The sequence below is a fragment of the Mycobacterium sp. NGS17 genome (assembly GCF_059813205.1).
On record NZ_JCALED010000002.1, the window covers coordinates 759083 to 771452 of the forward strand.

The following is a 12370-nucleotide window of genomic DNA, read 5'->3' on the forward strand; positions in this document are numbered from 1 at the left end:
CGCGGGGCGTCGCCTCTCGCCTTGACGTCGCCCGACCAGGACCACTGGTGAGCGTGAAACTAACGTCACGCTCGCGGCCCAGCGTGAAACTACCTGCACGCTCGAGGGCGCCAGGCCCGCGGGAGCGCCAGCTCACGGCCGCATCGCGTACGCGCCATTCAGCGGAAGGACGTGATCCTTCCAAATCTGGTCGTAGCGCGCCGGGTCGTGGGCGGGCCGGCGGATCATCCGCAGCGCGAAGCGGGCCTGTTCGTCCGTCGTCGCGGGCTTGTCGGACAACTCCACGGCGTAAGCGTTGAAGTCGCGGACCAGCACGGCGAAGATCTCGTCGATCAACGCCTCGTCGACGCCCGACAGCCCGGCCTCCTCCAGGATGAGCTGGGCGTAGGGGACCGTCGCGAACAACTGACCGACGGCGAAGGCGAAGTCGATGTCCTTCTGCTGGGCGGCATCCGGGGTTGCGCCGGCCAGCATGTCGGCGAGCACGTCGATCTGCGAGCGCAGCAGCGCGACGTTGGGCAGATGCCCGAAGGTGTCGAACGGCGCGCGCCAGTCATGGAAGCGCACCTTGCCAAGCCCGCCGGTGGGCCCCTGCGCGAACAGGAAGGCGTCGTCGGCCGCGTCGTCCCGGCGGCCGAGCAACGGCAGCGCGCTGTTGGGGGCGAACAGGAAGTTGGGCATGAACTTGGCGAGCAGCCCGATGTTGATGTGGACCGTGCCCTCCAGCCTTGGCAACAGCCCGATTTCACGCGTCATCGCCTCGAAGATGGTGTCCTTCTCCACGCCCTTGGCGGCGATGACATCCCACAGCGCCGTGATCACGCGTTCGCCTTCGCTGGTGATCTTCGCCTTGGTGAGCGGGCTGTACAGCAGGTAGCGGCGGTCCTCGGCCGACGCGCTGCGCATGTAGTCGCACGCCCGGGTGGCGACCAGCCGCATCGCGACCAACCGCGCGTAGGCGTCGGTGAGCAGCCGGCGCACGTGGGTGAAGTCGGTGACGACGGTCCCGTAGAGGATGCGGTTGGACGCGTGGGTGACGGCCTCGTACATCGCGTGGGTGCACATGCCGACCGCGCCCCAGCCGAGGTTGTACTTGCAGACGTTGACGGTGTTGAGGGCGGCGTGGAAGGCCTCGGGACCGCGGTGCAGGATGTCGGCCTCGGTGACCGGGTAGTCGCGCAGCGCGTAGTTGGCCACGAAGTTCTGCGAGTTCACCACGTTCTTGATCAGGTCGTAGCGATCGTGCTGGGAGTCGGCGGCGAAGAACACGTACTCGTCGGTGCCGTCGAACTTGCCGAAGGTCGAGACCATCCGGGCCACGTTGGCGTTGCCGATGTAGTACTTCTCCCCGGTGGCGGTCCAGCCGCCATCCGGCGAAGGCGTCAGGTTCATGTCGGTCTGGTAGACGTCCGCGCCGTGCGTCTGTTCCGACAGGCCGAAGGCGAAGACCTCGCCGGCTTCGAGCAACGCGGCCGCCTTGCGCTTGGCATCCGAGTTGGCGCTCATCCAGATCGGGCCCAGGCCCAGCGCGGTGACCTGGAAGGGATACCAGTAATTCAGCCCGTAGAAGCCGACGATCTCGGCGAACGCACTGATCCGGTAGGTATCCCAGCGGCAGTCGTCGGCGCCGTAGGCGCTCGGGGTCAGCAATGACGCGAAGATGCGCTCCCGGCCGATGTGGTCCAAAAACTCCGAGTACCACACTCGTTCGTGATCGTCGGACTTCAACCGGGCCTTGCCCCGCGACTCGAAGAAGTCGACCGTCGCGGCCATGATCTCCCCGGAGCGACGGTCTGGGTACCGGCGTTGCAGGTTATTCGGATTGAGCAACATGACGTGACTCCCAGCGGGTTCTCGACCAAGACGAGGGTGACGGTACTGCAATAGGGCGGCCCTCGGGGCACCTGAAGCAAAACGGCCCTGTTGGTCACGTGCCGACCGACCTAGCATCAGTGGCGTGTCAGAACTCAATACCGCTCGCGGGTCCATCGATACCGCCGCATTAGGCGTGACCCTCATGCATGAGCACGTGTTCATCATGACCACCGAGATCGCGGAGAACTATCCGGAAGCGTGGGGTGACGAAGACCAGCGTGTCGCCGATGCCATCGACCGGCTCAACGAGCTGAAGGCCCGCGGCGTGGACACCATCGTCGACCTCACCGTGATCGGCCTGGGCCGCTACATCCCGCGCATCGCCCGCGTGGCAGCCGGGACCGAGCTGAATATCGTTGTGGCAACGGGGCTTTACACCTACAACGACGTGCCCTTCCGGTTCCACTACGAGGGTCCTGGGGGTTTGCTGGGCGGCCCGGAGATCATGACCGAGATGTTCGTGCGCGACATCGAACAGGGCATCGCCGACACCGGCATCAAGGCCGGAATCCTCAAGTGCGCCACCGACGAGCCCGGCATCACCCCCGGCGTCGAGCGGGTGCTGCGCGCCGTCGCCCAGGCGCACAAACGCACCGGGGTGCCGATCTCCACGCACACCCACGCCGGCCTGCGGCGCGGCCTCGAGCAGCAGCGCATCTTCGAAGAAGAGGGCGTCGACCTGACCAGGGTGGTCATCGGGCATTCCGGCGACAGCACCGACATCGGCTATCTCGAAGAGCTCATCGCGGCCGGATCGTATCTGGGCATGGACCGGTTCGGCCTCGACGTGATCTCACCATTCGAGGAGCGGGTCCGGATCGTGGCGGAGATGTGCGAGCGCGGGCATGCCGACAGGATGGTGCTCTCGCACGACGCCAACTGCTACTTCGACGCGCTCCCCGAGGAGCTGGTGCCGCAGATGGCCCCGAACTGGCACTACTTGCACATTCACAACGACGTCATCCCGGCGCTCAAGGAACGCGGCGTCACCGACGAGCAGTTGCACACCATGTTGGTGGAGAACCCGCGCCGCATCTTCGAGCGACAGGGCGCGTATGAGTGAGCCGATCCCGCCGATCGGTACGCAGATTTCGGCGCTGGCCGAACTCGCTCCCGACGAGCCGGCGGTCACCTGCGACGGGGTGACCCTGACCCGCGCCCAACTCGACCGCTCGACGAATCGGTTGGCCCGCGCCTACGCCGAGCGCGGTGTCGGTGTCGGCGATTACGTGACGATGGTGCTGCCCAACTCAATCGAGTGGATCCAGGCCGCGGTGGCGTGCTGGAAGCTGGGCGCGGTGCCGCAGCCGCTATCGGCGCGGTTGCCCGACGCGGAGCTGGCGGGCCTGGTGGACCTGCGGCCACCCGCGCTGCTGGTCGGGCGCGAGCATCGCCAGATACCCAGCGTGCCAATGGATTTCACGCCCGATCCGGCGCTGTCCGACGCCCCGCTGCCGGAGGCGGTTTCGCCGGTGTGGAAAGCGATGGGATCCGGCGGCAGCACCGGCCGGCCCAAGCTGATCGAGTCCGGCGGCGACAGCCGGATACCGTCGGCGATCGGCTATCCGCTGGGCGCCCAGGAGGGCGATACCACGCTGGTGCCGGTGCCGCTGTCGCACAACACCGGCTTCACCACCGCGACGATTGCGTTGCTGATGCGCCATCACCTGGTGCTGATGAGCCGGTTCGAACCGGAGCGGTTTCTGCGGCTGATCGCCGACCATCGCGTGACGTTCCTGACGACGGTGCCCACGATCATGCAGCGGACGCTGCCGGTCTACCAGGCCGACCCGGATGCCTACGACCTGTCCTCGATCCGGCGGTTCTGGCATCTTGGCGCGCCCTGCCCGCCGGCCATCAAGCAGGCGTGGATCGACCTGCTGGGCGCGGAGAAAGTGTGGGAGCTGTACGGCGGCACCGAATTACAGGCGCTGACGTTCATCTCCGGGGACCAGTGGCTGGCGCACCGCGGTTCGGTCGGCGTGGTGGTCGCCGGAGAGATGAAGGTGCTCGACGACGACGGCAACCCCTGCCCGCCCGGCGTGGTCGGCGAAATCTACATGCGGCCCGGCCCGGGCAGCGCGCCCACCTACCGCTACGTCGGCGCCACGGCGACGACCCGCGACGGCTGGGACTCGCTGGGCGATCTCGGCTATTTCGACGGCGACGGCTTCCTGTTTCTCTCGGACCGCCGCGTCGACATGTTCACCGTCGGCGGCCGCAACGTCTACCCCGCCGAAATCGAGAACGCGCTGTCGGCGCACCCGGATGTGTTGTCCTGCCTGGTCGTCGGCGTCCCGCACGAGGATCTCGGCCAGGTGCCATACGCGCTTGTGCACCCGGTCGACGGTTCGGAGCTGGATTCCGTTGGGGTGCAAGAGTTTCTGCGTGAACAAGTCGCGGGGTACAAGGTGCCGCACACCGTCGAGTTCGTCGACACCCCGCTGCGCGACGACGCCGGCAAGGCCCGCCGCTCGGCGGTGCGCGCCGAGATCCTGGAGCGCCTGGCGGCCGCCGAGGCGAGCTAGGGCGCGATCGCGTCCGCCTCGGCGTCGACGGCTTGGGCCTTTTCGTCCGGCCTGTCGCGTTTCTCCCAGCGGCGCAACGCTTCTCGGCACGGCGACTCGACCAGCGCGTAGCTCACCGCGGCGATCGCGAATCCGAAGATCAGCGTCAGCACCAGCACCGTGGGCATGCGGCCGGTGAACGGGAACGTCCCGAGCACCGGGAACACCATGGCCAACGCCGCCAGGTGCCACACGAACAGCCCGTAGGACCACCTCCCCAGGGTCACCATGGCGGTGGTCCCCAGGACGCGATGCGGCGTGTCCACCCGATCGAGCACCAGCGGGGCGACGAGCGCGAAGGCCACCACAGAGCCCATCGCGGTCTTAACCCCGAACTGGCCGGGGGTGCCAGGCACCAGACCCTCGGGACCGGCCAGAGGTGACGCCGCGATCAGGTACGCGATGACCGCGACGGCGGCCATCACCAGGCGCCGGCGCGCGATGCGATGCGGCACCCCGACCCCGCTGTGCACCCACTCGGCCAGCAGCATGCCGGCGGCGAACCAGGAGAAGAACGCCGGCGGCCAGTTGAGCGGATTCGTGCCGGACGCGGTATGGATGGGCGCCCAGCCCCAAGCCCAGCTGAGGGCCCCCAGCGCAGCGATCGCCGGCACCCGGGCCCGCACCGGCAGCCTGCGGGCCAGCAGGGCCAGAATCGGCAATGCCAGGTAGAAGCTGACCTCCACCGACAGGCTCCACATCTGGGTCAGGCCGCCGGTCAGCGTCAGCGGCACGTAAATCTGGGTGAGCGTGAGGTTGGCCAACCACACCGTCAGGCTGGCGTGATCGGCGTCGGGCAACAGGGTCAGGATCACGACGACGGCGACCACATAGGCGGGCATGATGCGGACCACCCTGGACCGCAGATAGTGGCCAGTGGCCGGGCGGGGTCCCAGATCCCTTGCCGCCGCGGCATGTCCGCGCCACAGCAGAAAACCAGACAGCGCGAAGAACACCGCCACGGCGAGATCGAAGCGGCCGAACAGCCTGCCGGTGGCGCCGCTGGAGTGCCCGGTCTGGAACGCGACGTGCGTGACGACGACGCCCATGGCCGCGCAGGCGCGCATGCCTTCCACGGCCGGCAGGAAGCTGCGCACCCCGCCCACCCGCTGGTCATCGCTCACCACCACAGTGTGCCTGTGGTGCCGTGCACGCCGAATGGGTACACCGGGGGGACCTCAACAGGTTGGTAAGCCGCCGCCTTACTTTCTGCTGTTAGGGTCAAACGAGTTTGCCCCGGGCTGCTGCTCGGGTCGGGTCGCGGCTGATGAAGCAAGGAATCGAGGAGGGCACAGCGACGTGAACCGAGCAGTCATGTTGCGGTTCGCCGCATGCGGGATCATCGGCCTCGGAGCTGCCCTGCTGATCGCCGCGCTGCTGTTGACGACGTACACCACCAGCCGGATCACCAAGGTTCCCCTGGACATCGATGCCACGCTGGTCGGGGACGGCACCGGGACGGCACTGGACTCCTCGTCGCTGTCGACCGACCACGTCGTCGTCAACCAGAACGTGCCGCTCGTCTCCCAGCGGCAGATCAGCGTCGAGTCCCCCGCCAACGCCGACGTGGTCACGCTGCAGGTCGGCAGCTCGTTGCGGCGAACCGACAAACAGAAGGACAGCGGGCTGCTGCTGGCGATCGTCGACACCGTCACGCTCAATCGCAAGACCGCGTTGGCCGTTTCGGACGACACCCATGCCGGCGGCTCGGTCCAGAAGCCGCGCGCCGTCAACGACGAGAACCCGCCCACCGCGATGCCGCTGCGACACGACGGGCTGTCCTACCGGTTCCCGTTCAACACCGAGAAGAAGACCTACCCCTACTTCGATCCGATCGCGCAGAAGGCGTTCGACGTCAACTACGAAGCCCAGGAAGACGTCAACGGGCTTTCCACGTACAAGTTCACCCAGAACGTCGGTTACAACTCCGACGGCAAGCTGGTGGCTCCGGTCGCGTACCCGTCGCTGCTGGCCGGCAACGAGGACGCCAAACAGACCACCTCGGCGTCGATGTGGGGCGTCCAGGGCGGCGATCCGAACGAGCAGATCACCATGACCCGCTACTACGCGGCGCAGCGCACATTCTGGGTGGACCCGGTGTCGGGCACCATCGTCAAGCAGACCGAGCACGCCGACCACTATTTCGCCCGCGACCCGCTCAAGCCGGAGCTCACCCTCGCCGACTACAAGGTCACCTCGAACGAAGACACCGTCGAATCCCAGGTCAACGCGGCCCGCGACGAGCGCGACCGGCTGGCGCTGTGGTCGCGGGTGCTGCCGATCACGTTCACCGCGGTCGGTTTGATCGCACTGATCGGCGGCGGGCTGCTCGCCTCGTTCAGCCTGCGCAGCGAGAGCGCGCTGACCGATCCCGGCCTGGACCGGGGCGACCAGGACTTCTTCGGCCGCAGCGGCCTCGAGGAACGGGTGCCGGGCGCCGAAGCCGAGACCGAGAAGCTGCCCACCCAGCGTCCCGAGGCGCGTGAAGAGTCCGGTCCGCCCGGCTCCGAACCACCTGTCTTACCCGGGAAGGCCGGGCCGGACGCGCCCACCGAGGCGGGACCGGCCGAGCCGCATCCGCCCGGCCCGCACGACCGGGAATAGCCCGGCTCGGATGCGTTAACCGTGCGCTGGACCCGGCCCGGGTACGCACTGGTCTTGGCGCTGCTGGTGGCCGGGCCGGTCCTGGCGCCCGGTTACCTGCTGTTGCGCGACGCGGTGTCGACGCCGCGGTCGTATCTCTCCGACACCGCGCTGGGGCTGACGGCGGCGCCGCGCGCCACCCCCCAGGACTTCGCGGTGGCGCTGGCCTCCCATCTGGTCGACGGCGGCATCGTCGTCAAGGCCCTGCTGATTCTCGGGCTGTGGCTGGCGGGGTGGGGGGCGGCCCGGCTGATCGCGGTTGCGCTGCCGTGCGCGGGCGCTTCCGGCCAGTTCGTCGGCACCACCGTGGCGATCTGGAATCCCTATGTCGCGGAACGGCTTCTGCAGGGGCACTGGAGCCTGTTGGTCGGTTACGGCTGTCTGCCCTGGGTGGCGTCGGCAGTCCTGGCGCTGCGGACGACGGCGGCGAACCGGTCTGTGTTCTGCGGGCTGGCCTTCTGGGTCGCGCTGGCCGGGCTGACCCCGACCGGGCTACTGCTGGCCGCGACGGTGGCGCTGGTTTGCGCGGCGGCGCCCGGTACCGGCCGGTCGCGGCGGTGGTGCGCCGCGGCGGCGTCGGGTACCGCGCTGGTGGCGGCGCTGCCTTGGCTGACGGCGTCGGTGGCGGGATCGTCGCTGACCGCTCACACGGCGGCGAACCGCCTCGGGGTCGAGGCGTTCGCGCCGCGCGCCGAGCCCGGGCTGGGCACCCTGGCCAGCCTGGCCAGTCTCGGCGGCATCTGGAACGGCGACGCAGTACCAGGTTCGCGCACAACGCTTTTCGCGGTGTTCTCGGCCGTGGTGCTGCTGGGGGTGGTGGCGGCGGGCCTACCGACGGTCATCCGGCGCCCGGCGGTGGTGCCGCTGCTGGTGCTGGCGGCGGTGTCCGTGCTCGTGCCGGCGGCGCTGGCGACTGGCCCGGGCGTGGCGCTGCTGAGCGCGGTGGTCGACGCCGTGCCCGGTTTCGGGGTGCTGCGTGACGGCCAGAAGTGGGTAGCGCTGGCGGTTCCCGGCTACGCCCTGGCGGGTGCCGGTGCGGTGGTGACGCTGCGCCGGTGGCTACGGCTTTCCTCGAGCGCCGCCCCGGCGCTGGTCTGCTGCCTGACGCTGTTATTGGCCCTGCCCGACCTGGCCTGGGGTGTGTTCGGCAAGGTGGCGCCGGTGCGCTATCCGCGCGGCTGGACCGCCGTCGCCGCGGTGATCGATGCCCAACCGGGGGCGGTCGCGGTGCTGCCCGCCGGCACCATGCGGCTGTTCTCCTGGTCGGGCCCGGCGCCGGTGTTGGACCCGCTGCCCCGCTGGGTGCGTGCCGACGTGCTCAGCACCGGCGATCTGGTGATCTCGGGGACCACCATTGCCGGGGAGGGAGCGCACGCCCGGGCGGTGCAGGAGCTCCTGCTGTCCGGATCCGATCCGGCGGCGCTGGCCGCTGCGGGCGTGGCCTGGCTGGTGGTGGAATCCGACAGCGCGGGCGACATGGGGGCGGCCGCGCGCACGCTGAACGCGGTGGCCCCGGCCTATCGCGACCACGAGATTGCGCTCTACCGGATCGGCGGCCAGACCGCCGGGGCGGCGGCCGGGCGGCGGACGGCGACGATGGTCGCACATCTCGCGTGGCTGACGATGCTGATCGGCGGTGGCGCCGGCGCGATGATCGGCGCGTGGCGTCGCCGCACCCGCTCAGTCCCGCCCGGTGACTAGCCCGCCGACCATGCGGCCGGCCCGTACGGCTTCCAGTACGCCGCACATCGCGTCCGCGCTCTGCGTCCAGGAGAATTCACCGCTGCGGGTGTGCGCCTTGGCGCCCAATTGATCGCGCAGCACCGGATCGGCGATCAGTTCTTCGAGCCGGTCCACCAGCTCGGCGTGGCTGTCCACCAGGATCCCGGTCACCTCGTCGACGATCGAGTCCGACAGGCCGCCCGAGGACCGGTAGCCGATGGTCGGCACCCGGTGCTGGGCCGCCTCCACGACGGCCAGACCCCAGCCCTCCTTGCGGGAGGGCAACAGGTGCACCCACGCCCGTTGCAGGACATGGTGTTTGGTCACGTCGTCGACATGCCCGTGGAACGTCACCGCCGAACCGATCCCCAGCCGCCGCACGTGCCCGACGAGCCGGTCGCGCCACCAGCCGTCGCCGACGATGTCCAGGTGCAGCCCCGGGATCCGCGGCAGCAGCCGCGCGACCGCCTCCAGGGCGTCCTCGATCTGCTTGTGCGGCACCAGCCGCGACAGCACCACCACCCGCGGCGCGGCCGACCGCGGGCCCGTCAGCGACTGCGCGGGCGCGCGGTCAAGACCGTTGCGCACCACCGCGATCTGCGCGCCGTTGACGCCCAGGCTCACCAGGTCGCGCGCGGACGGCAGCGACACCGTGACGTACTGGTTGTGCCGGTTCACCCGCGGCGACAGCGTCGACTCGACGAACCAGCCGAGCCGGCCGAGCACGGGCCCGGCCACCGGCCACTGTTCGCGATGGCAGTGGTGCACCAACACCACCGCGCGGCGGCCGTAGATCAGCCGGGCCAGGAAAGGCAGGCCGTTCTGGGTGTCGACGACCACGTCGGGCCGCACCGCGCGCAGCGGCCCGAGCCCCAGCCGCGCCGAGGCCATCGCCAGCAGGGCCCAGACGTACACCGAGTAGCGGCCGCCGGCCCGGTTGATTCGCACGCCGTCGACGACCTCGCGGCGCGGCGCCCCGGGGTAGCGGGCGGTGCGCAGCGTGACGGCGATTCCCGATGCGGCCAGCTGCGCGCCGATGCGCTGCAAATACGCTTCGCTGCCGCCACCCTGGGGGTGCCCGGTATCGCGCCAGCACAGCAGCAGCACGGAGCGCAAGTAAGACATCGGTCGTCAGCCTAACCGGCGAGGATGTTCATCGGGCAGCGCCACACATCCGTATGGTGTGGCCGGTGGCGGCCACCGACATCTTCGCGCGCCGGGCGACGCTGGCCCGCTCCATGCGGCTGCTGTCGGAGTTTCGCTACGAGCAGCCGGATCCGGCCCGCTTCTACGGCGCCCTGGCGGCCGACACGGCGGCCATGGTGAGCGACCTGTGGCGGGCCGCCCACGGCGAGCCGATTTGCGGCCGCACGCTGCTCGACGTCGGCGGCGGCCCGGGTTACTTCGCGGCGGCCTTCACCGATGCCGGCCTGCGCTATGTCGGGGTCGAACCCGACCCCAGCGAGATGCATGCGGCCGGGCCCGCGGTCGCCGCCCGGACGGGGACCTTCGTGCGGGCCTCGGGAATGGCGCTGCCCTTCGCCGAGGACTCCGTGGACATCTGCTTGTCCTCCAACGTCGCCGAGCACGTGCCGCGGCCCTGGCAGCTCGGCGCCGAGATGCTGCGGGTGACCAGGCCGGGCGGGCTGGCCGTGCTGTCCTACACCGTCTGGCTGGGGCCGTTCGGCGGTCACGAGACGGGCCTGGCCCATTACCTCGGCGGCGCCCGCGCCGCCGCGCGCTACGCCCGCAAACACGGCCACCGACCCAAAAACGACTACGGGTCGTCGTTGTTTGGGGTGTCGGTGGCGGAGGGGCTGAGCTGGGCCGAGAACACCGGGGCCCTGGTGGCCGCATTTCCCCGCTACCACCCACGATGGGCATGGTGGCTGACGGGTGTGCCGGTGCTGCGCGAGTTCCTGGTGAGCAATCTGGTGCTGGTCCTGCAACCCCAATAGTGAAACGTGTTCTCGTTTTGCTCTGGCTTGGGTAGGGTGGCGCGCATGCCCGCGGCGACGATGCAGCGCGGAGCAATGAGGAGGAGCGGCGGAACATGACCGACATCAAGACCGAATACGACAAGCTTTTCATCGGCGGCAAGTGGACGGAGCCGTCGACCTCCGAGGTGATCGAGGTGCGCTGTCCGGCCACCGGTGAGTACTTCGGCAAGGCGCCCCTGGCGGCAGCGGCCGACGTCGACGCGGCGGTCGCCGCGGCCCGCGCCGCTTTCGACAACGGCCCCTGGCCCACGACGCCGCCGAAGGAACGCGCGGCCGTCATCGCCAACGCCGCCAAGCTGATGGAGGAGCGCAAGGAGCTGCTGAGCGCGCTTCTCGCCGGCGAGACCGGCCAGCCGCCGACCACCATCGAGACGATGCACTGGATGGGCTCGATGGGCGCGATGAACTTCTTCGCCGGCCCGGCCGTCGACCAGGTCAAGTGGCGCGAGATCCGCAACGGCTCCTACGGACAGACCATCGTGCACCGCGAGCCGATCGGCGTGGTCGGCGCGATCGTGGCCTGGAACGTGCCGCTGTTCCTGGCGGTCAACAAGCTGGGCCCCGCGTTGCTGGCCGGCTGCACCGTAGTGCTCAAGCCGGCCGCCGAAACACCCTTGACCACAAATGCTTTGGCGGACATCTTCGTCGAGGCCGGCCTGCCCGAAGGCGTGCTGTCGGTGGTGCCCGGCGGCATCGAGACCGGCCAGGCGCTGACCTCCAATCCAGACGTCGACCTGTTCACGTTCACCGGCAGCTCCGGCGTCGGCAAGGAGATCGGCCGGCGCGCCGCGGAAATGCTCAAGCCGTGCACGCTCGAGCTCGGCGGTAAGTCGGCCGCGATCGTCCTCGAGGACGTCGACCTGGCGTCGGCGGTCCCGATGCTGGTGTTCTCCGGCATCATGAACACCGGGCAGGCCTGCGTGGGCCAGACCCGCATCCTGGCGCCCCGCTCGCGCTACGACGAAATCGTGGATGCGGTCAGTCAATTCGTGCAGGCGCTACCGGTTGGGCCGCCGTCGGACCCGGCCGCCCAGATCGGGTCGCTGATCTCGGAGAAGCAGCGCGCCCGCGTCGAGGGTTACATCGCCAAGGGCATCGAGGAGGGCGCCCGGCTGGTGTGCGGCGGTGGCCGTCCCGAGGGCCTGGACAGCGGCTTCTTCGTGCAGCCCACCGTCTTCGCCGACGTCGACAACAAGATGACGATCGCCCAGGAGGAGATCTTCGGGCCGGTGCTGAGCATCATCCCGTTCGACACCGAGGAGGACGCGATCAAGATCGCCAACGACTCGGCGTATGGCTTGGCCGGCAGCGTGTGGACCACCGACATTCCCAAGGGCATCGAAATCTCGGAGAAGATTCGCACCGGGACCTACGCCATCAACTGGTATGCGTTCGACCCCTGCTGCCCGTTCGGCGGCTACAAAAACTCCGGCATCGGCCGCGAGAACGGGCCCGAGGGCGTCGAGCACTTCACGCAACAGAAGAGCGTGCTGATGCCGATGGGCTACACCGTCGAAAGCTAGGGCTTGACGCGCAGTGTCACGCCAGCGTGACGCGCGGCGT

General features: G+C 69.3%; 9 protein-coding genes. 6 read left to right on the forward strand and 3 right to left on the reverse strand.

The features are described 5' to 3' along the window. Window positions 1–132 precede the first annotated feature (132 nt). Entirely contained in the window at window positions 133–1833 is a 1701-nt protein-coding gene (locus tag AC5Y7E_RS07770; protein ID WP_499948281.1) for an acyl-CoA dehydrogenase family protein, read from the reverse strand. A 124-nt stretch (window positions 1834–1957) separates the two neighbouring features. On the opposite strand from AC5Y7E_RS07770, the gene AC5Y7E_RS07775 reads away from it, so the two are divergent. Next, entirely contained in the window at window positions 1958–2938 is a 981-nt protein-coding gene (locus AC5Y7E_RS07775) for a phosphotriesterase family protein (RefSeq protein ID WP_499948283.1), read from the forward strand. Then, window positions 2931–4403: an AMP-binding protein gene (locus tag AC5Y7E_RS07780; RefSeq protein WP_499948285.1), complete on the forward strand. Its 1473-nt coding sequence runs from the start codon at window positions 2931–2933 to the stop codon at window positions 4401–4403. Before AC5Y7E_RS07775 ends, AC5Y7E_RS07780 begins: the two co-directional genes overlap by 8 nt. Here the strand turns inward: AC5Y7E_RS07780 and AC5Y7E_RS07785 are convergent. Continuing rightward, window positions 4400–5572, reverse strand: coding sequence for an acyltransferase family protein (locus AC5Y7E_RS07785; RefSeq protein WP_499948287.1), 1173 nt, complete (start codon window positions 5570–5572; stop codon window positions 4400–4402). The genes AC5Y7E_RS07780 and AC5Y7E_RS07785 overlap by 4 nt on opposite strands. A gap of 169 nt (window positions 5573–5741) precedes the next feature. On the opposite strand from AC5Y7E_RS07785, the gene pgfA reads away from it, so the two are divergent. Further along, the gene (gene pgfA / locus AC5Y7E_RS07790; RefSeq protein ID WP_499917755.1) at window positions 5742–7046 is read left to right on the forward strand and encodes a cell envelope lipid trafficking protein PgfA; all 1305 of its coding nucleotides are present in this window, start codon (window positions 5742–5744) and stop codon (window positions 7044–7046) included. Window positions 7047–7067: 21 nt separating this feature from the next. Further along, the gene (locus tag AC5Y7E_RS07795; RefSeq protein WP_499948289.1) at window positions 7068–8786 is read left to right on the forward strand and encodes an MmpA family trehalose lipid delivery protein; all 1719 of its coding nucleotides are present in this window, start codon (window positions 7068–7070) and stop codon (window positions 8784–8786) included. Here AC5Y7E_RS07795 and AC5Y7E_RS07800 read toward each other — a convergent pair. Further along, the gene (locus AC5Y7E_RS07800; protein ID WP_499948290.1) at window positions 8766–9932 is read right to left on the reverse strand and encodes a glycosyltransferase family 4 protein; all 1167 of its coding nucleotides are present in this window, start codon (window positions 9930–9932) and stop codon (window positions 8766–8768) included. The genes AC5Y7E_RS07795 and AC5Y7E_RS07800 overlap by 21 nt on opposite strands. Before the next feature lie 65 nt (window positions 9933–9997). On the opposite strand from AC5Y7E_RS07800, the gene AC5Y7E_RS07805 reads away from it, so the two are divergent. Next, window positions 9998–10765, forward strand: a complete 768-nt coding sequence (locus AC5Y7E_RS07805; RefSeq protein WP_499948292.1) for a class I SAM-dependent methyltransferase — start codon at window positions 9998–10000, stop codon at window positions 10763–10765. A gap of 95 nt (window positions 10766–10860) precedes the next feature. Next, on the forward strand, window positions 10861–12330 hold the full coding sequence (locus tag AC5Y7E_RS07810; RefSeq protein WP_499948295.1) for an aldehyde dehydrogenase: 1470 nt from the start codon (window positions 10861–10863) through the stop codon (window positions 12328–12330). Window positions 12331–12370: the final 40 nt, after the last annotated feature.